17 protein-coding genes and 1 pseudogene are annotated in these 19,549 nt (G+C 72.9%); 7 read left to right on the plus strand and 11 right to left on the minus strand.

All coding sequences use genetic code 11. The annotated features are described in order from the left end of the window. The first annotated feature begins 11 nt into the window (after positions 1 to 11). Positions 12 to 938 (plus strand): cyclase family protein, encoded by a 927-nt coding sequence (locus AB0K65_RS11375; RefSeq protein ID WP_365715545.1) that lies wholly within the window; start codon positions 12 to 14, stop codon positions 936 to 938. 146 nt (positions 939 to 1,084) lie between these two features. On the opposite strand, the gene AB0K65_RS11380 is transcribed toward AB0K65_RS11375, so the two are convergent. The 4 genes from AB0K65_RS11380 to AB0K65_RS11395 form a co-directional block, all read right to left on the minus strand. Further along, complete coding sequence (locus AB0K65_RS11380; protein ID WP_365715546.1) at positions 1,085 to 1,555, minus strand: ATP-binding protein; 471 nt, start codon at positions 1,553 to 1,555, stop codon at positions 1,085 to 1,087. Between the two features lie 395 nt (positions 1,556 to 1,950). Beyond that, a complete protein-coding gene (locus tag AB0K65_RS11385; protein ID WP_365715610.1) occupies positions 1,951 to 2,856 on the minus strand; it encodes an acyl-CoA dehydrogenase family protein in 906 nt (301 codons plus the stop codon). 8 nt (positions 2,857 to 2,864) lie between these two features. Continuing rightward, positions 2,865 to 4,004 carry an acyl-CoA dehydrogenase family protein gene (locus AB0K65_RS11390; protein ID WP_365715547.1) on the minus strand — a complete coding sequence of 380 codons (1,140 nt, stop codon included), beginning with the start codon at positions 4,002 to 4,004 and terminating at the stop codon, positions 2,865 to 2,867. After that, the gene (locus AB0K65_RS11395; RefSeq protein WP_365715548.1) at positions 4,004 to 5,194 is read right to left on the minus strand and encodes an amidohydrolase family protein; all 1,191 of its coding nucleotides are present in this window, start codon (positions 5,192 to 5,194) and stop codon (positions 4,004 to 4,006) included. The genes AB0K65_RS11390 and AB0K65_RS11395 overlap by 1 nt, the downstream gene beginning before the upstream one ends. Positions 5,195 to 5,375: 181 nt before the next feature. Here AB0K65_RS11395 and AB0K65_RS11400 point away from each other — a divergent pair, with 181 nt between their 5' ends. Continuing rightward, positions 5,376 to 6,875 carry an AMP-binding protein gene (locus AB0K65_RS11400; protein ID WP_365715611.1) on the plus strand — a complete coding sequence of 500 codons (1,500 nt, stop codon included), beginning with the start codon at positions 5,376 to 5,378 and terminating at the stop codon, positions 6,873 to 6,875. Positions 6,876 to 6,954: 79 nt separating this feature from the next. Here AB0K65_RS11400 and AB0K65_RS11405 read toward each other — a convergent pair whose 3' ends face one another. Further along, entirely contained in the window at positions 6,955 to 7,458 is a 504-nt protein-coding gene (locus AB0K65_RS11405; RefSeq protein ID WP_365715612.1) for an EF-hand domain-containing protein, read from the minus strand. A gap of 126 nt (positions 7,459 to 7,584) precedes the next feature. Beyond that, positions 7,585 to 7,950, minus strand: a pseudogene (locus AB0K65_RS11410) (STAS domain-containing protein); the annotation flags it as partial. Positions 7,951 to 8,170: 220 nt separating this feature from the next. On the opposite strand from AB0K65_RS11410, the gene AB0K65_RS11415 reads away from it, so the two are divergent. Further along, positions 8,171 to 8,752 (plus strand): sigma-70 family RNA polymerase sigma factor, encoded by a 582-nt coding sequence (locus AB0K65_RS11415; RefSeq protein ID WP_365715549.1) that lies wholly within the window; start codon positions 8,171 to 8,173, stop codon positions 8,750 to 8,752. Continuing rightward, on the plus strand, positions 8,749 to 10,119 hold the full coding sequence (locus tag AB0K65_RS11420; protein WP_365715550.1) for a zf-HC2 domain-containing protein: 1,371 nt from the start codon (positions 8,749 to 8,751) through the stop codon (positions 10,117 to 10,119). Before AB0K65_RS11415 ends, AB0K65_RS11420 begins: the two co-directional genes overlap by 4 nt. Before the next feature lie 27 nt (positions 10,120 to 10,146). On the opposite strand, the gene purU is transcribed toward AB0K65_RS11420, so the two are convergent. After that, positions 10,147 to 10,998 carry a formyltetrahydrofolate deformylase gene (gene purU, locus AB0K65_RS11425; protein WP_365715551.1) on the minus strand — a complete coding sequence of 284 codons (852 nt, stop codon included), beginning with the start codon at positions 10,996 to 10,998 and terminating at the stop codon, positions 10,147 to 10,149. A 46-nt stretch (positions 10,999 to 11,044) separates the two neighbouring features. Further along, complete coding sequence (locus AB0K65_RS11430) at positions 11,045 to 11,491, minus strand: hypothetical protein (protein ID WP_365715613.1); 447 nt, start codon at positions 11,489 to 11,491, stop codon at positions 11,045 to 11,047. A gap of 181 nt (positions 11,492 to 11,672) precedes the next feature. Between AB0K65_RS11430 and AB0K65_RS11435 the strand changes: the two genes are divergently transcribed. Beyond that, positions 11,673 to 12,989 (plus strand): ABC transporter substrate-binding protein, encoded by a 1,317-nt coding sequence (locus tag AB0K65_RS11435; protein WP_365715552.1) that lies wholly within the window; start codon positions 11,673 to 11,675, stop codon positions 12,987 to 12,989. 90 nt (positions 12,990 to 13,079) lie between these two features. On the opposite strand, the gene AB0K65_RS11440 is transcribed toward AB0K65_RS11435, so the two are convergent. Together AB0K65_RS11440 and AB0K65_RS11445 are read right to left on the minus strand one after the other, a co-directional pair. After that, positions 13,080 to 14,582: a hypothetical protein gene (locus AB0K65_RS11440; protein WP_365715553.1), complete on the minus strand. Its 1,503-nt coding sequence runs from the start codon at positions 14,580 to 14,582 to the stop codon at positions 13,080 to 13,082. A gap of 144 nt (positions 14,583 to 14,726) precedes the next feature. Beyond that, positions 14,727 to 16,109 (minus strand): transcriptional regulator, encoded by a 1,383-nt coding sequence (locus tag AB0K65_RS11445; protein ID WP_365715554.1) that lies wholly within the window; start codon positions 16,107 to 16,109, stop codon positions 14,727 to 14,729. 298 nt (positions 16,110 to 16,407) lie between these two features. Between AB0K65_RS11445 and AB0K65_RS11450 the strand changes: the two genes are divergently transcribed. After that, entirely contained in the window at positions 16,408 to 17,085 is a 678-nt protein-coding gene (locus tag AB0K65_RS11450) for a bifunctional DNA primase/polymerase (RefSeq protein ID WP_365715555.1), read from the plus strand. A 739-nt stretch (positions 17,086 to 17,824) separates the two neighbouring features. Next, complete coding sequence (locus AB0K65_RS11455) at positions 17,825 to 18,274, plus strand: subtilase-type protease inhibitor (RefSeq protein WP_365715556.1); 450 nt, start codon at positions 17,825 to 17,827, stop codon at positions 18,272 to 18,274. Between the two features lie 133 nt (positions 18,275 to 18,407). Here AB0K65_RS11455 and AB0K65_RS11460 read toward each other — a convergent pair whose 3' ends face one another. Beyond that, complete coding sequence (locus AB0K65_RS11460; protein WP_365715557.1) at positions 18,408 to 19,286, minus strand: alpha/beta hydrolase; 879 nt, start codon at positions 19,284 to 19,286, stop codon at positions 18,408 to 18,410. Positions 19,287 to 19,549 lie beyond the last annotated feature (263 nt).

The raw sequence follows: 19,549 nt of genomic DNA on the forward strand, positions 1-19,549 counted from the left end.
CGGAGGTCCGGATGTCACTTCCCGACGAATTCCACGACATCGCCAAGCGCGTCAACAACTGGGGGCGTTGGGGACGGGACGACGAGGTGGGGACGCTCAACCTGATCACCGACGCGGTGGTGCGGGAGGCGGCTCTGGCCGTCCGCTCGGGGCGGCGGATACCGCTGGCCCTCGATCTGAAGCAGGACGGCGTGCAGACCGGCATGATCGCCGGCCGGGTCAATCCGCTGCACGTGATGGTCCAGGTCAACCAGGAGCTCTTCGGTCCGGGGACGGTCGCCACCAGCGACGACGCGGTGACCTTCGGGCTCCAGGCGGCCACCCACTGGGACGCGCTCACCCATGTCTCGCACTCGGGCAGGATCTACAACGGCCGCCCGGCCGCCTCCATCACGCCGCACGGCCGCTCGGAGTTCAGCGGGATCCACACGGCCCGGCACGTCGTCAGCCGGGGCGTCCTCCTCGACGTGGCCGCCGCGAAGGGGCTCGACCGGCTGCCCGGGGACCACGCCGTGTCTCCGGAGGACCTGGACGAGGCGGCGGAGTACGGCCGGGTGACGGTCCGGTCGGGGGACATCGTCCTCGTCCGGACGGGGCAGATGCGCTCGTACCTGGCCGGGGACAAGCACGGGTACGCCTTCCCGTCCCCGGGGCTCTCGATCCGTACGCCCGAGTGGTTCCACGCGCGCGAGGTCGCCGCCGTCGCCAACGACACGCTCACCTTCGAGATCTTCCCGCCGGAGATCGAGGACCTCTGGCTGCCCGTGCACGCGCTGGATCTCGTCGAGATGGGGATGCTCCAGGGCCAGAACTGGAATCTGGAAAGTCTGTCCACAGCCTGTGCACAGAGCGGGCGGTACGCCTTCCTGCTCTCCGCGATGCCCGAGCCCTTCGTGGGCGGCACGGGCACACCGGTGGCTCCGGTCGCGATCCTCTGACGACCCGGGGAGGAACGCCCGGGTACGACGCCACGGCGGGACGGCGCGGAGACGGCGGCGCGGGTACGACGTCGCGCGCAGGGGCCCGTCACGGCCGGGATGCGGTGGAACCACTCGCCTCGGGGCGAGCGCCCCACCGCGAGCCGTCAGTAGTGCGCCACGGAGACCGAGGCGGTCGGACCGGCGGGTGGCGTGACGGCCGGGGCGGCCGTGGGCGCCCCGCGGTCCACCTCGCACCAGATGCTCTTGCCGACGCCTTCGCGCTGCCAGCCCCACCGGTCGGCCAGGCCGTCCACCAGCTCCAGGCCGCGCCCGTTGGTGTCCTCGCCCTCGGCGTGGCGGGGGCGGGGCGGCCGGTCACTCCTGTCGGCGACCTCCACCCGCACCGTCCCGGCCTCCGGACAGCCCGCGCCGAACAGCATCCGGAGCACCGCCGGGCAGCCGGTGTGCACCACGGCGTTGGTCACGAGTTCGGAGATGAGCAGCACCAGCGTCTCCGCCAGCGGCTCGTCGTCCCCTATGCCCGATCCGGCGAGCCTCGAACGCGCCCATCGCCGGGCGCGTCCCACCTCGGCCGGGTCGGGCCCGACCTCCAACTGAACCTGGAGCACCTGCACCGCTCACACCATCCGAACCGGCGGACACATCGCCTCGCGCCTCACAGCAGCCATCGACGTCCTTACGGAACGTGAATCCCTTGTGAGACAGCATGGTTGACGTACAGTCACCGCAACAAGCGCTTCGGGCATATTCCAGCGCGAAGGAGTACGCATGGCCCATACTGTGCGACGCACGCTGCGGGTAGTCGAACAGGGGCGCGTACGGCGCCTCCATAGGGCGCGAGCGGCGGGCATTCCGGGCGCCGGAGCCGCCGCACGGGCAACACCGGGACGAACCGGGCACACAACCACTCGCATCCCACGGAGAGTACCGGAGCGGGGCCCCGACTCCGGGCCGTGACGGCCCGCTCGAAGGACACAACCCGATATCGACGCTCCGTGAGCGCGGAGCGTCACGACGGCGACAGGTGAGCCGCCTCCGCCTCCTCCGCGAGGGCCCTGGGCATCCACCGCTCGGCCCGGACCCAGGCCCGCTTCAGATGCAGATGCACCTCGGACTCCCAGGTGAAGCCCATCCCGCCGTGCACCTGGAGGCAGTCCCGGGCGCAGTCGACGGCCGCCTCGTCGGCGAGCAGCTTGGCCCCGGCGATCTCGACGGGGTCGCCGGTCACGGCGGCGGCGTAGACGGCGGCGCGGGCGACCTCAGTTCGTACGAGCATTCCGGCGCACAGGTGCTTGACGGCCTGGAAGCCCCCGATCGGCTGCCCGAACTGCTCCCTGGTCCCGGCGTGCGCGACGGCCGCCTCGGTGGTCCGCCCGGCGCTCCCCACCTGCTCGGCGGCGCTGAGGAGCGCGGCGGTCAGGCGCCGGCTCCCCGTCCGGCCGACCCCCTCCGCCGGGGTGCGGAGAGCGGGGACGGGCAGCCGGTGCAGGGGCGTCAGCGGGTCCACCGACCGGATCGGCACGGCGCCCGCCGCGTCGCCCACGACCACGTCGGCCTCGTCCAGCCACTCGACGAGGGGCCCGTCGGGCGCCGCCACCACGGCCTCCCCCTCCGCCGCTCCCTCCACCTCCCCCGCCGCCAGGTGCGTCGCGATCAGCGGCCCCGGGAGCAGCACCCGCCCGGCCTCCTCGAAGGCGATCACCGCCTCCGGAAGTCCGAGCCCCACGCCCCCCGCCGCCTCCGGCAGCCGCAGCGCGAAGAACCCCGCCGCGCCCAGCTCCCGCCACAGCCCGCGGTCCAGGGCCGCCGGGCCCGCGGCGGCCGCCCGGAGCGCGTCGCGGTCGAAGCGGCGCTCCAGAAGCTCCCGTACGCCCTTCCTGAGGGCCTGCTGGTCGTCCGTCAGCCGGAAGTCCACGTCCGCTCTCACCGCCCCTTCGGCAGGCCGAGGATGCGCTCGGCGACGATGTTGCGCTGGATCTGGGAGGTGCCGGCGGCGATCGTGTACGAGAGCGAGGACAGCCGGTCGCCGTTCCACTCGCGTCCCAGGTCGAGGGCGTCGGGGCCGAGGACGGCGGCGGCCGCGTCGTACAGGTCCTGGCGGGCGTGGGAGTACCGCAGCTTGAAGACGGACCCTCCGACGCCGGGCACGCCTCCGGTCGCCTCGGCCTCGCTGACGTTCCACTGGGTGAGCCGCCACAGGGCGCGGAACTCGGCCGCGAGCCTGCCGAGCCTCCGGCGGGTCGCCGGGTCGTCCCATGCGCCGTTGGCGCGCGCCTCGCGGGCGAGTTCGCCGAGGACGCGGCGGCAGGCGACGACCTCGCCGACGAAGGCGGTGCCGCGCTCGAAGGAGAGGGTCACCATCGTCACGCGCCAGCCGTCGTCCTCCTCGCCGATCCGGTGGGACACCGGGATCCGCACCTCGTCGAGGAACATCTCGGCGAACTCGGCGGACCCGGCGAGGGTGCGCAGCGGCCGGACGGTGATCCCGGGCGTGTCCATGGGCATCGCGAGCCAGCTGAGGCCCCGGTGCCTGCCCGCGCCCGGGCCGGCGGAGGTCCGCACCAGCAGCTCGCACCAGTCGGCGACCTCCGCGTGCGAGGTCCAGATCTTGGATCCGGAGACGACGTAGTGGTCGCCGTCCCGGACGGCCCGGGTCCGCAGGGAGGCCAGGTCGGAGCCCGCGTCGGGCTCGCTGAAGCCCTGGCACCACACCTCGTCGCCGCGCAGGACGGGCGGGAGCCAGCGCTCGCGCTGTTCCGGCGTGCCCTCGGCGGCGATCGTCGGTCCGGCGTGCAGCAGTCCGACGAAGTTGGCGCCGACGTAAGGGGCGCCGGCCCGCTCGGTCTCCTCCAGGAAGATCAGCCGCCGGGTGGGCGAGGCGTCCCAGTGGACGTCCGCGTACCCCGCCTCGTACAGCCTGCGCTGCCAGCCGCAGTCGTAGGCACGCCGGCCCGGCCAGTCCAGCGGGTCGGGCCTCGGCGGCAGGGCGGGCAGGGCGGCGGCGAGCCAGTCGCGCAGCCGGGCCCGGAACTCCTCCTCCTCGGCGGTGTACGTCAGGTCCATCAGACGAGGTCCAGGCCCAGCATCCGGATGGCGTTGCCGCGCATCAGCTTGTAGACCGTCTCGTCGTCGAGCCCCTCGACGTGGTCGAGGGCGACCTCCTTGGTGTGCGGGAAGGTGGAGTCGACGTGGGGGTAGTCGGTCTCGAAGGTGGCGTTGTCGCGGCCCACCACGTCGAGCGAGGCGATGCCGTGCTTGTCGCGGAAGAAGCAGCAGAAGATCTGCCGGTAGTAGTACGTGGAGGGCGGCTCGGGGACCAGGTCGCGCACTCCGCCCCAGGCCCGGTGCTCCTCCCAGACGTCGTCGGCGCGTTCGAGGGCGTAGGGGATCCAGCCCATCTGGCCCTCGCTGTAGGCGAGCTTGAGCGTGGGGAACTTCACCAGGACGCCGCTGAAGAGGAAGTCCATCATCGACGCCATGGCGTTGTTGAAGCTCAGGGACGCCTGGACGGCGGGCGGGGCGTCGGGCGAGGCGGCGGGCATCTGGGACGACGACCCGATGTGCATGTTGACCACCGTGCCGGTCTCCTGGCAGACGGCGAAGAAGGGGTCCCAGTAGCCGGAGTGGATCGAGGGGAGCCCGAGGTGGGTCGGGATCTCCGAGAAGGTGACCGCCCTGACGCCTCTGGCCGCGTTCCGGCGGATCTCGGCGACGGCCAGGCCGATGTCCCAGAGCGGGATGATGCAGAGCGGGACGAGCCGGCCGCCGCTGTCGCCGCACCACTCCTCGACCATCCAGTCGTTGTAGGCGCGGACGCAGGCGAGGGCGACCTCCTTGTCGTGGGCCTCGGCGAAGGTCTGGCCGCAGAAGCGGGGGAAGGTGGGGAAGCACAGGGACGCCTCGACGTGGTTGAGGTCCATGTCCTTCAGCCGCTCGGCCGGGTCCCAGCAGCCGGGGCGCATCTCCGCGCGGGTGATGCCCTCCAGGGTCATGTCGTCGCGGTCGAAGCCGACGGCGGCGATGTTGCGCTTGTACGGGAACCGCAGGTCCTCGTAGACCCACCAGTCGGCCGGCGGCCCTTCCGGGTCCATGGTGATCCGGTACTTCCCGCCGACGTAGGCGAGCTCCCCGATGCCGGCCGTCAGGGGCTTGGGTCCGCGGTCGCGGTACTTGGCGGGGAGCCAGGTCTCGAAGAGGTGCGCGGGCTCGATCACATGGTCGTCGACGCTGATGATGCGGGGCAGCTCGGTCATGGACCCACTCCCATTTTCTGATGACCCGTCAGATACCGTCGTCTCTCAGGCTAGCCCCGCACCCCTGGACCGACAAGGAGCCGGCCTCTACGCTCTGCGCACCACCTGACGATCCGTCAGGTGGTGTCGTGACCGAGGAGGCGCCGTGACCGACACCGCACACGACCCGGGCGGGTCGGCCGTGACCGAGACCGCACACGACCTGGGCGGGTCCCGCACCCTCTGGGAGCTGGTCGGCCGCCGCGCCGCCCTCACCCCCGAACGGCCCGTCCTCCTCCAGGGCGACCGGACTCTCACCTTCGGCGAGCTGCGCGAGCGGGCCGAGCGGTGCGCCGCCGGCCTCTACGACCTGGGCGTCCGCCCCGGCACCGTCGTCGCCTGGCAGCTGCCCACCCGGATCGAGACCGCGGTCCTCACCTTCGCCCTGGCCCGCCTCGGCGCCGTGCAGTCACCGGTCATCCCCTTCTACCGCGACCGCGAGGTGGGCTTCGCGCTTCGCGCGTCGAAGGCCGAGTTCTTCGCCGTGCCCGGCGTGTGGCGCGGCTTCGACCACACCGGGATGGCCCGGCGGCTCGGGGCGCGCGGGATCTTCGAGGCGTACGACTCCCTGCCCGACGGCGACCCCGCCGTCCTGCCGCCTCCGCCCGCCGAGGGCACGTCGGTCCGCTGGATCTACTGGACCTCGGGCACGACCTCCGATCCCAAGGGTGTCCTGCACACCGACCGTTCTCTGATCGCGGGCGGCTCCTGCCTCGCCCACGCGCTGCGGCTCACCCCCGACGACGTGGGCTCGATGGCCTTCCCGTACGCCCACATCGCCGGGCCCGACTACACCGTGATGCTGCTGCTGTACGGCTTCCCCGCGGTGATGTTCGAGCAGTTCGCGCTCCCCGGCGCGCTGGAGGAGTACCGCAAGCACGGCGTGACCGTGGCGGGCGGGTCCACCGCCTTCTACTCGATGTTCCTGGCCGAGCAGCGCAGGCGGCCCGGGGAGCCGATCATCCCGACCCTGCGGCTCCTCGCGGGCGGAGGGGCGCCGAAGCCGCCGGAGATCTACCACGCGGTGGTGCGCGAGATGGGCTGCGGGCTCACCCACGGGTACGGCATGACCGAGGTCCCGATGATCAGCATGGGATCCCCGGACGACACCGACGAGAACCTGGCGACGACGGAGGGGCGGCCCCCCTCCGGCATGGAGATCCGCATAGCCGACGGCGGAGAGATCCGGCTCCGGGGCGAGGCCGTGTGCCAGGGCTATCTCGATCCGGCGCAGACCGCGGCGGCCTTCGACGAGGACGGGTTCCTGATCACCGGCGACGTGGGACACCTGACGCCGAGCGGCCATCTGGTCCTCACCGGCCGGATCAAGGACGTCATCATCCGCAAGGGGGAGAACATCTCCGCCAAGGAGATCGAGGACCTGCTCCACCGGCACCCGGGGGTCGGTGACGCCGCCGTCGTCGGCCTCCCGGACGCCGAGCGCGGCGAACGGGTCTGCGCGGTGATCGAACAGCCGCCGGGGGCGCCCGCCCTGACCCTCGCGTCGGTCACGGACTTCCTGCGCGGGCAGGGCCTCTCCGTCCACAAGCTGCCGGAGCAGCTGGAGGTGGTGGAGGCCCTGCCCCGCAACGACGCCCTGCGCAAGGTCCTCAAGTACAAGCTGCGGGAGCGGTACGCCTGACCCCCCGCACCCGGGAAGTCCGGACGGCGGGCGGGCGTGCGGGGCGTGGCACCCCGGGCGAGACCTGGCGGGACGCGACCTACGCCGGGTGGTCCTCCGTCATGAAGTAGCGGGCGAAGGCGGTCACGGCCGCCTCCTCGTCGACCCTTTCCTCCTCGTCGACCGACAGCGCCCGGGCGCTCAGGGCCGCCGCCGACTCCTCGATGCCGAGCGCGCGCAGGGCCCGCTCCACGTCGTCCCGGGTCGGTGCGATGGCCAGCAGGGCGTGCAGGAAGGGCCGGGCGATCTCCGCGAAGCGGTCGGGGTGGTCGTGCAGGCGCTTGACCGCCCCGCCGACGAACTCCTGCTGGCTGACCCGCTGGTCGCCGTCGACGTCGGCGATCCCCGCCATGCCCTGCCAGAACGCCTCGGCGCCGGTGACCAGCGCCTGTCCCTTGTCACAGCGGAAGGAGGTGTCGAACTCCGTCAGGAGGCGTTTCGCCGCCGTGCTGAAGTCCTCGCGCGAGATGGTCCCGTCGCCGTCCTGGTCGAACGCGGCGAAGCGGGAGGCGATACGGCGCTGGTAGAGCTGCTCGGGTTCCATGGGCTCCATGTGCGGACCTTACGACGCGAAGGCGCCCTATGCCGAGAGGGGCGGAGCGGTCAGGCGCCGCGCCGGGGACGACTGCGGGGGGACGGACGCGGTCTGTCCGGCGAGGGTGTCCACCGGAAGGGGCCGCGCCCGCTCGTCGACCGCGTCGCCGGCGTCGGCGTACACGTCGAAGAGCCGTCGGACGCCGAGGGCGGCCAGGACCCGGTTGACGTGCGAGCCGTCCAGGTCGCCGCGGGCCGGGAGCACCATGCGCAGCCGACCGCCGCAGGAACGCATCAGCCGGCGGGAGGCGATCAGGACACCGACCCCGCTGGAGTCGCAGAACTGGACGCCGGACAGGTCGAGGACGACGTGGTGCCGGCCGACCGCCACCGCCGCGTGCACGCGTCTGCGGAGCACGGGGGAGGTCACCAGGTCGAGTTCCCCCTGGACACGCAGCACGATCCAGGGGCCCTGCTCGTCTTCGTCGACGTGGAGCGTCACGTGTCGCGCCCTTCAAGCGGAGGGAGTCGTTCCTGTGCCCTCCCGCTGCCCGGCCAGGACGCGCCGAAACCCCTCGTTCTCAGGATGACGCTTTCCTTACCATCCGGACCCCGTCCGGGGGCGCACTTGTCGCAAAGGGGGGTGTGCGCCGGTGCGGCGCATTACTTTGGACCGTGAACTCGGGTCGGGAGGGCCGCCGAAGAGCTCCGGAGGGCTTCGTATGGCGAAGGACACACCACCGCGCTGGGACCGCAGGATGCAGCAGCGGCTGGCGCGCGGCGAGGCGGCCGCCCTCGGCGAGCTGTACGACCGTTTCGCCTCCCTGGTGCACAGCCTGGCCCACCGCGTGCTCGACGACGACGACGCCGCCGACCAGGTCACCCGGGAGGTCTTCGGCTACATCTGGGAGAACCCCGACGCGTACGACCCCAAGCAGGGCAATCTCCGCTCCTGGGTGGCCCGGCTGACCCAGCGGCAGGCCGTGCACCGCCTGCGGCAGAACGAGGCGACGGCGTACGCGGAGACCGGCGAGGGCTCCGCGGAGGAGCTGGAACAGAAGGTGCGGCGGGCCTCCGTCGCGGCCCGCGCCGACTACATCGTCACGTCGATGCCCGCGCCGTTGCGGGCCGCGCTGGAACTGGCCTATTTCCAGCGGCGCGACTACCGCCAGACGGCGGCCGACCTCGGCGTCACGGAGGACGAGGCACGGCGCCGGCTGCGCCTCGGGCTCCAGTTGCTGTCCACGGCGAACACCCGCCCCATGGAGAACAGCTCGCCGCCCGGTTACGGACGCCGGCTGTGAACGAGGCGAACGGCGATCCGGACGGGGTCGCACGCGCTCCGCGCATACCGGGCCGGCGCCGGGCGGCCGACGACCACGCGGACCTGACGGCCCTGCCGGCACCGGCCCCCACGAGCGACCCGGACTCGGAGCAGGAGTCCCGGTCCGCTCCCGCCCAAGGGCCTGACTCCGGGTCCGGGCCTGACTCCGGGTCCCCCTCCGGCTCCCCCGCCGGGGCGGCAGCGCCGCCGCCCGGGCCGCCGCCGACGCCCGTCCTGCCGACCGCGCCCCCGTCGCACGCCGTGCTCAAGTCCCTCCTCGGGGCCTGGGCGCTGTCCGCGTGTTCCCCGGAGGAGACCCAGGCCGTCGAGGACCACCTGACCGAGTGCGCCCCGTGCGCGGACGAGGCGCTGCGGCTGCGGGACGCCGTCGGCCTGCTGCACGCCGAGCGGGACCTGGACCTCGATCCGCTGCTGCGCTCCCGGGTCCTGGAGAACTGCCTGGGCCGCCGCCCCGCCCGTATCCCGGTACCCGCCTGGGCGAGTCCGTACGACGCGGAGACCGCCCGGCTCGACGCGCTGCTGCGGGACATCGGCGAGTCGGAGTGGCACGCCCCGGTGCGGCTGAAGTGGTTCGACGGCGAGCGTCCGGCCCGCCGGAAGACGACCGTGGCCGGGGTGATCGGCCATCTGCTCACGGTGGACGGTCTGGTCTCGACGGCGCTGGGCCTGGACGATCCGCTGGGTGCGGGGGCGCCGGAGGTGGCGCCGGCCGAGCGCACGGAGGCGTACTGGCAGGGCTCGTACCACCCGCCGACGCGCGGGGTCCGCGAGCCGTGGCGCGAGCAGAGTCACACGCTGATCCGCACGGTCTCGTTCGCGGGGCGGGGTGTCGCGGACCTGACGGTCACGTACGGCGACTTCGCGCTGCCCCTGCGGGACTCGCTGCTGGAGCGGGCCTTCGAGTGCTGGGTGCACGCCGACGACATCGCCAACGCCGTGGCGTATCCGTACGACCCGCCCAGCGGCGCGCATCTGCACGGCATGATCGACCTGGCGGCCCGGCTGCTTCCGGCGGCCCTGGCCGGCCGTCGCCGGGCCGGTCTGGCGTCGCCGCCCCGCCATCTGGTCACGGCGGGGGCGCCCGGCCGCTCGCTCCACCTGGAGGTCGAGGGCTCCGGCGGCGGTCACTGGTACATAGCCCTGGACTCGCCCGCGGCCGTCGGCTCCCCGGACCACGCGGTGGCCCAGGTGGCGATGGACGGCGTCGAGTTCTGCCAGCTGGTGGCCGGCCACGTCCCGCCCGAGGAGGCCGCCGCGGGCCAGGACGGCGACCGCGAGGCGATCCGGGACGTCCTCTTCGCCGCGGCGTCGCTGAGCCGGCTGTAGCTCCGGCTCAGGACGCGCCCCGGGACGTCAGGCGAAGACGACCGTGCGGCGGCCGTTGAGGAGGATGCGCCGCTCGGCGTGCCACTTCACCGCGCGGGCCAGGGCCTGGCACTCCACGTCGCGGCCGACGGCCACCAGCTGGTCCGGGGTGACCTCGTGGCCGACCCGCTCGACCTCCTGCTCGATGATCGGGCCCTCGTCGAGGTCGGCCGTCACGTAGTGCGCGGTCGCACCGATCAGCTTCACCCCGCGCGCGTGCGCCTGGTGGTAGGGCTTCGCGCCCTTGAAGCTCGGCAGGAAGGAGTGGTGGATGTTGATGATCCGGCCCGACAGCCGCTTGCACAGGTCGTCGGAGAGCACCTGCATGTAACGGGCGAGCACGACCAGCTCCACCCCCTCGGAGCGGACCAGCTCCAGAAGCTCCGCCTCGGCTTCCGGCTTGTTCTCCTTGGTGACCGGAATGTGGCGGAACGGGATGTCGTACGACTTCACCAGCTCGGCGAAGTCGGTGTGGTTGGAGACGACCGCCACGATCTCGACGGGCAGCGCCCCGATCCGCGAGCGGAACAGCAGGTCGTTGAGGCAGTGGCCGAACTTCGACACCATCAGCACGACCCGCATGCGCTCGTCGGCCCGGTTGATCTGCCAGTCCATCGCGAACGAGTCGCCCACCGCCGCGAAGCTCGCCCGCAGCTTGTCCACCGTGACCGGCGCCTCGGCCGAGAAGTGGACCCGCATGAAGAAGAGACCCGTGTCCCGGTCTCCGAACTGCTGACTGTCCTCGATGTTGCAGCCGGTGATGAAGAGATAGCTCGACACGGCGTGCACGATGCCCTGTTTGTCGGGGCAGGAGAGGGTGAGGACGTACTGGTCGGTCATCCCGCTAGCCTGCCACACGGCGCGGGCCCGCCAGGGACGAGGTCCGTCAGGCGGACCGCGTCATGATGCGCAGGACGTCCAGGGAGCGGGGCGGAACGTCCGGGTCCTCGCCGTCCGCCGACGCCATCCGTACGTGTGCCTCGCGGGCGGCGCGAACCGCCTCCGGCCAGCCGTGGTGCTCCATGTAGGCGGACACGGGGGCGTCGGGGCCCACCTGGTGCATGATCCGCAGCACCCGCAGCACGGCGACGTCCACGAGGGCGGCCTCGCCCGAGTCGCGGAAGATCGTCCCCACGTACTTCTCGGCGGACCAGTTGTCGAGCCAGGTGTCCTCGACCAGGCGGTAGACGGCGTCGGTGACGTCGCCGTACCCGTCGTGGCCCGCCAGCCAGGTCGTCTCGTGGAACGCGGGATCGGAGAGCATGTGCAGCGCCGAGCGCACGTTGATGCGCCAGCGCCACCAGGGCATGTCATTGAGCGGCATGCCGCCCATGGTGGAGGAGCGACGGCCGCGACGGGAAGAGTTCACCGAACCGGAGACGGGACTGGACACGTTTCGATCGTACGTTCCCCGTTCCCGGCCGCCGACCGGCCCCCGTAATTCACCTTCACGTCACCCATCGTTGAACCATGCTCACTCCCGCGTTACCCGTGAGGCGGAAATGTGCATGCCCATGACCGGTAGGCGACTGACCTCACTCCTCGCGTATGTCACGGCAACGGCGGCGGGCACGTCGCTGCTCGCCGGCTGCGGCGTGATCCCTGGAGCCACGGGGGGCTCCAGGGAGCCCGTCACCGTGATGACCTGGGCACCCGACGGCACCCGTGCCACGAACATGCCCGGGATGCCCGCCATGGCCCAGGCCTACGCCCGCTGGATCAACTCCACGGGCGGCATCGACGGCCACGAGCTGCGCGTCCTCACCTGCAACGAACAGAACACCTCCGCCGGCGCCGCGGCCTGCGCGCGCCGGGCCGTCCGCGAGGACGTCGTCGCCGTCGTCGGCTCCTACAGCCAGAACGGCCGCGGGTTCATGGCTCCCCTGGAGGCCGCGGGCATCCCGTACATCGGCGGGTACGGCATCTCCGACGACGAGTTCACCAGCCCGATCTCCTATCCGGTCAACGGCGGCCAGGCCTCCCTGATGGCCGGCCACGGCATGCAGCTCGCCGAGTCCTGCCGCAAGGTCTCCCTCGTCCGGCCCGACACCATCGCCGGCGACCGGCTGCCCGCCCTCCTCAACTCCGGCCTGCGGAAGTCCCGGCACAGCGGCGCGGCCGACATCCCGGCCCTGGAGGACGCCGCCGAGTACACCCAGCAGGCCGGGCGGGCCCGCAGCAAGGCCGGGCAGGAGGACGGCTGCGTGGCCGCCGTGCTCGGCGAGCGGACCCAGACGTTCTTCGACTCCTTCCGCCGTCTGCCGGCCGGCGAGGGCGACACGGGCGGCACGGAGGCGGCGGGCGGCCGGGGCGCGGCGGACGCCGAGGGCGCGCGGCCCCCGGCCGTGCGGATCTCCTCGGTGCTCGGCAGCGTCAGCCAGCCGGTCATCGACCGCACGGGAGGCGCTCGCAGCCCCTTCGAGGGCGCCTACGTCACCGGCTGGTACCCGGAGGCGAACGACCCGCGCTGGGAGCCGATGCGCAAGGTGATCCAGGAGCACGCCTTCGCCGACAACCGCGTGGATCCCTCCGACGCGGGCGTGCAGACGACCTGGATCGCCTACACCGTCCTGAAGCAGGTGATCGAGTCCCTCGACAGCGACTCGATCACGGCGCCCGCCGTCTCGCACGCCCTCGACCAGGGGGTGCGGATCGACACCGGCGGCCTCACGCCCGAACTGCGCTGGCACTACGAGGACATGCTCGGCGCCCCCGGCTTCCCCCGGATCGTCAACCACGAGGTGACCTTCCAAGTGGTGCGCCAGGGGCGGCTCGTGGCGCAGAAGCCCGGCTTCGTCGACGTCGGCGAGACGGTCCTCAGCGCCCCGTGACCGGCGGCGCGCCGCCGGCCCCGGCTCCTGGACAGTCTCCGGAGCGTCCCGTCTGGGCTGCCCATGGGGCCGATACGTCCCGGGCACTCCCTAGAGCTGGGTCGGCGTCCGCTGCGGCAGTCCGTACTTCTTGGCGGTCGGGTTCCACAACCCGGCCGCCTCGCGCTTGGCGGTCGTGGCCTCGCCGCTCTTCTTGGTCGCCTCGACCGTCTGGCTGGTGCCCCGGGCCTTGCCGCCCTTGCACACCTTCTTGCTCTTGGCCTGCACGGCCCAGGCGGCGTAGTGGTCGTCGGCGGACGCCGACGCCTGCCACGCCTTGGTGAGGGCCGCGGTCAGCGCCGCGTTGTCCGGCAGCTTGTCGACGGACAGGCCCTCCAGGCGCGTCACCAGGTCCCGGCGCTGCGCGGCGGCGCCCTTGAGGTCGGTGGCCGCCTGATCGAGGTTCTTGCACTGCTTGATCGACTCGACCGAGCGGATCACCGCGTCCCGGCTGTCGTTGCTGTCCGCGAGGAGCTTGTCGAGCGCCTGGGCCTGCGGTTCGGCGGGGTCGGCCGGCTTGTCGGACGGCCCGGTGGACGGTGCGCCCGAACTGGCGGCCACGTTCTGGCCGGGCTTCTTGTCCTTGTCCTCGTCCCCGCCGCTGAGCAGCGCCCCGGCGCCCAGCCCGACGATCGCGCAGCCGACGACGACGGCGGCGATCAGCCCGACCGGCGACTTCCGGCGCGGCGCGGGCTCGTCGTCACCGTCGTAGTAGGCGTCCTGGAAGCCGTACGGCTGCGGGGGCTGCGGCCCCTGGGGGGCCGGCGGCTGGTTTCCGTACGGCGGCTGGTGCGGCGGCGGCTGGGCCTGGTGGTGCTGTGGCGACTGCGGCAGGTGCTGCGTCGCATCGCTGCGGAAGAGGTTGTCGAACTCGGCGGGCGGCTGACGCTCACCGGGCATCGAGGAGGGCACGGGAGCGATGTACTGCGTCGCGTCGGAGGCCCCGGCCGGCTGCTGGTGCAGCGGACCCGTCCCGAGGAACTGCGTGTCCGACCCGCCTCCCTGGGCGGCGACCGGCGGGATGTGCTGGGTCGCCTGCATGTCCGCGGCGTGCCCGGGAGCGGCCTGCGGATAGCCGTAGCCACCCTGCGGCGGCAGAGGCGACGACGACTGCTGCCCCCGCCCATCCGTCCCCGGCCCCGCACCCGTCTGCGGATAGCCGTAGCCACCCTGCGGCGGCAGAGGCGACGACGACTGCTGCGGGTGGGCTCCCGGTATCGCCCCGTATCCCGCGGCCTGTCCCGGCGAGGTGCCCGGCATCGGGCCCGGCTGTCCGGCCTGCGGCGGGACCGGGGCGATGTACTGGGTCGCCTGCATGTCCGCGCCCCCGCCCGGCACCGTCTCCGGCGGCAGCGGCTGCGCCGGCGGCAGGGGCTGTCCGCCGCCCTGCCGGCCGCCACCGGGGCCCCAGGAGCCACCCCACGGCTGCCCGCCGGCCGGACCCGCGGCCGGTCCGCCGTCCGTGCTGCCTTCTGCGGGCAGCACGACACCTTCGTGCGCGGGCCGTACCGCCGGCGGATACTGCGGCTCCGGACCCTGTCCGCTTTGCGTCACCGGGACTCCTACTGATGGACCTACGGAATCGTCGGCCCACGCTACCGGGTACGCCCGGCGGTCCGCACACGCGTGTGAGACCCGCTACAAAGCCCCCACGCTCCCGCGCGCCCCGGCGTCCCCTCCCCCGTCACACCGCGGGCGTCACGCCGCGAGCGTCTCCAGGCGCGCCCCGAACTCCCGTACCGCGGGCTCCCGGGCGAACGGCTCGAACCGGTCCTTGAGGTCGTCCAGATAGTCCGCGCCACGCGAGGACCGCAGCGTGGCCAGCAACTCGACCGCCCGCGAGCCCGTGTCGCACGCCTGCTCCACCTCCCGGTGCTGAAGCTGCGCCGACGCCAGCAGCACCAGGCCGATCGCGCGCCGCCGCGCCCGCGTCTGCGGGTGCCCGCTCAGCGAGTCCTCCGCCGCCCTGGCCGCCTCCGCCGGCCGGTCCAGATCCCGGTAGCAGTGCGCCAGTTCGTCCGAGAGGTAGGCGTGGTCGAAGTGCGCGATCCAGGCCGGGTCGTCCCCCGACTCCGGATCGCACCGCTCCAGCGCGCGCACCGCCCGCCCCGCCACCACCTCGAAGGAACGGACGTCCCCGAGCAGCGCGTGCCCCCGCGCCTCCGCCGCGTAGAACATCGCCTCCGCCCTCGGCGTCACGCGCCCCCGCGTGCCCTCCTGCGCCGCCCGTGCCAACTGCGCGATCTCGCGCGGAGTCCCGAGCTGCGCCGCCAGGTGGCTCATCGACGCCGCCAGCACATAGCCGCCGTAGCCGCGGTCCCCCGCGGCCTGCGCGAGCCGCAGCGCCTGGATGTAGTACCGCTGGGCCAGGCCCGGCTGCCCGGTGTCCACGGCCATGTACCCGGCCAGTTCGGTGAGCCGGGCCACCGCGCCGAACAGCTCCCGTCCCACCGCTTCCTTGTACGACCCCGAAAGCAGCCCCGACACCACGCTGTTGAGGTAGTGCACCACCACCGGCCGCACGTGCCCGCTGCCGAACCGGCGGTCCAGATCGACCAGGGCGCTCGTCATGGCCCGGACCGCCGCCACGTCCGCGGCCCCGACCCGGCCCCCGCCCGACCGGGCCACCTGCGCGTCCGCGACGCTGATCAGCCAGTCCCTGCTCGGCTCGACCAGCGCGGAGGCGGCCACCGTCGAGCCCGACAGGAAGTCCCGGCGGCCCACGTCACTGCGCCACAGCTCGCAGACCTGCTCGATCGCGCCGAGGACGGTCGGCGCGAACTGGAGCCCCACGCCGCCCGCCAGGTTCCTGCCGTTCGCCATCCCGATCTCGTCGATCGTGACCGTCCGCCCCAGCTTGCGGCCCAGCGCCTCGGCGATGACTCCCGGGGCGCGGCCGCGCGGCTGCTGCCCGCGCAGCCAGCGCGCCACGGACGTCTTGTCGTACCGCAGGTCCAGGCCGCGTTCGGCCCCGACCATGTTCACTCTGCGCGCGAGGCCGGCGTTGGAACACCCGGCTTCCTGGATGAGCGCCTGCAGCCGTTCGTTCGGCTGACGGGCAACGAGTGGCCTGGCTGCCATGACAAACCCCCTGAGGCCGGTCGTGATCGGTGGATCCAGTCGGTGATCGGTCGAGCCCGACTGAAGTGAACTGATCACTGCCCGACGGATATCCGGTCAATGCCGATGTGAACACGCGAAACCGGACGCATCGGTTGCTCGCCGCCGACACCCCCGATCCTGGCTACCCCGCCACCGGTCCCCGGCCCCACGCGCGCCCCCGCCCGTGCACCCATGCGCCCCGCATGCAGGATCGATGCTCCACACCGCTCTTCCGTGCTGCCCGTAACTCCAGGTGACGGCGGCAGTTGAGTTCACCGTGGAAGAGACCATCGGAGTCACGGAAGCCGCACACATCCCCAAGCAGCGAGGCGAGCAGCTGCTGGACTGCGCCGTGCGGTACGCGGAAGAGCGGCACTGGGACGTGTTCCCCGGGACCTGGCTGGAAGCCGCGGAGGGCAGGGAGCGCTGCTCCTGCGGTGTCGAGAGCTGCGTCTCGCCGGGCGCCCACCCGGCGCGGCCCGACTGGTCGACCCAGGCGACCGGCAGCGCCGTCGGGGCGCGGCGGATGTGGTCGAAGCAGCCCAAGGCGTCGATCCTGCTGCCGACCGGCCGGACCTTCGACGCGATCGACGTGCCCGAGGCGGCCGGCTTCCTGGCCCTGGCCCGGATGGAGCGCATGGAGCTGACGCTCGGCCCGGTGACCTGCACCCCGGACCGCCGGATGTTCTTCTTCGTTCTGCCGGGGGCCGCCACGAAGGTGCCGGACCTGGTCCGCAAGCTGGGCTGGGCCCCGGCCTCGATCGACCTGGTCACGCGCGGCGAAGGGCACTACGTGGCGGCGCCGCCCACCCGCGTCGGCGGGCACGGTGCCGTGCAGTGGGCGCGACGGCCCACCCCGGCCAACCGCTGGCTTCCCGACGCGGAGGAGCTGATCAGTCCGCTGGCCTACGCCTGTGGCCGGGAAGCGGCGGCGGCGAGAGCCCGTCACGCGTGACGGGCCGGCCGCAGGGCCGCCCCCGTGAGGTTGTCCCCTGTCGCACGGGGACGATCGAGGGGTTGAAGAGCGCTGCCTGACGAGGCATGTGACGAGGCGTTCGAAGAGGCGGGCAGCGCACCGGACAGCGGTGCGACGCCCGCCGTTCGTGTCGAGGGGGTCGTGGCACCGGGAGCAGGGCGGCCCCGCCTGGATGCCGATCTCCGGCGGCACGTCCGCGGGAGCGCTGCCGTGCGCCCCGCCGATCGGGGCGGCGATCCACCTCCACGCCGCCGGTCCGCATTCCCTGTGCCGGCTGCCGCTCCCGGTCGGCGCGCTCTACGGCGCACTACGTGTCAGGGTCGGCTTCGAGCGGGCGGCGCCGCGACGGCGGCGTGGCCGCCGGAGATCCTCATGGCGGTCAGCAGGGCCTGATCCCCCTTGTGGCGCGAGGTCGAACGGAATGTTCCGGTCGACCCCACACCACCATAAGTGCTGCAAGAACGAACCAATTCCGCGTTATCGCAGGCCAGGGGGTCGTTCGCGGTTGTACCACTGGGCACTCCACCCCTCCCCTCCCTCGCTCGAACGACTGTCGCACCCCTTTCGAACTGCCCGAACGACCGATCGTTCAGTCGGTGATACGTGTACACGGCCGTATACGGCCGGAAAGGGACGGGCGATGTGCGATCACCCACCGCGTCGACAAGACTCCGGAACGCAATCGCACCAACCCAAACCCTCCGAAGGGAGCCATCCCGTGCGTTACCTCCGTAAAGCCGCTCTCCCCGCCGCCGTCGTCACCGGCCTCGCGCTCGTCGGCACGGCGTCCACCGGCGCCGCCCAGGCCGCGCCCGCCGCGCCCACGGGTCTCTACGCGCCGTCGGCACTGGTGCTGACGGTCGGTCACGGCGAGGACGCCGCCACGGCGTCGATCGCGAGGGCGGTGACCCTGAACTGCGCCCCGCGCGCCGGCGGCACCCACCCCGCACCCAAGGCGGCCTGCGCGGAGCTGGAGGCCGTCGACGGAGACCTGGCCCGGCTGACCACCATGTGGGCCGGCAGCGCCCCCTGTACGCGCATCTGGGACCCGGTCACGGTGACCGGGGACGGCGTCTGGAAGGGCAAGCGCGTCAGCTGGTCCGCCACCTACGGCAACGAGTGCGAGATGAACGTCGGCATGGCCCGGGGCACGGTCTTCTCGTTCTGACCCCGTCGGTCACGCAGCGAGCGCTCCGGCACCGCCCGGCCTCGTGCACGCGCCGCCACCTCCCCGACGAGCGCCCCGCGGGCGGCCGCCCCGGCCGCCCGCGGGGCCGGGAAACCGCCGGCCCCCCGCAAGGTCAGGACGTCAGCACGCCGTTGAGGAACGGCTCGATCGCGTCCCGCCAGGCCTCGGGGTGGTCGTAGTGCAGGAGGTGACCGGCGTCCGGGATCTCGGCGTAGGCGCCGTGGGGCAGGACGCGGACCATCTCCTGGGCCTCCGCGCGGCCCAGTTCGCCGTCCAGGCCGCGCACCACGAGGGTCGGGCAGCGGACCTGGGCGAGCGACTCCCAGTGAGCGTCGTGGACCCAGGTCTCGCGGGAGGTCAGCATCTGGGCCGGGTCGAAGACCGGGTACCAGCCGTCGGGGCGCTCGGTCATCACCTCGGCGAAGAACTCGCCGCGACCGGGGTTCGGGCGCTCGACCCACGGATCTTCCTCGCCGAACCACTGGCGCACGGCGGCGAGCGAGGCGAAGGGGAGCGGCCAGCGGCGGAACCAGTCCTGCCACTCCCGCTGCGAGGCGGCCCCGAGGGCCGAGGCCCGCATGTCACAGATGATCAGGGCGCGGACCAGCTCGGGGTGTTCGGCGGCGACCTGCCAGGCGGTGAGGGCGCCCATGGAGTGGCCGATGAGGGTCACGGGACCGAGGCCGAGCTGCTCCACGGCGGCGACCGCGTCGGCGACGTACGCCTCGCGGGTGTAAGGGCCCGCAGGGGGCTTGTCGCTGGCGCCGTGGCCCCGCTGGTCGAGGGCGACGGCGCGGTGCCGGCCCGCGAGCCAGCCGGCGGTGGGCGCCCAGTGGGAGGCACGGCCCATCAGGCCGTGGAGGAGTAACACTCCCGACGCGGGGGCGCCCGGCGCGCGCTCCCGCCTGGCCCCCGGCACCCGCTCCTCCGTGAACTCCCAGGCAGCCAGGCGTACGCCGGCGGCTCCGGTGACGTCGAGACGTCGCACCATGTCCTGGCACCCCCTCTTTCCCATCGAGCCTGTCGAACCCCGCCAGAGTATCGAACCTATATTCGAAAATGGGGGTCTGCCGCGTAACACCCCTCGTTCGAGTGACGGCACTCAAGGATTGACGCGCGCCGCCGAGGGGAGATCTTCAGCGGGAGGCGGACCGCTCGGGGAAAACGGTCCGAGGGGAATGACCCTGGGAGCTCGGGGCTCCGGGTCAGCACAGGGGAGGACAGGCCCCGGCGCCCATGGGCGCCGGGGCCCTC

Source organism: Streptomyces sp. NPDC053755 (assembly GCF_040677675.1).
Taxonomy (GTDB): domain Bacteria; phylum Actinomycetota; class Actinomycetes; order Streptomycetales; family Streptomycetaceae; genus Streptomyces.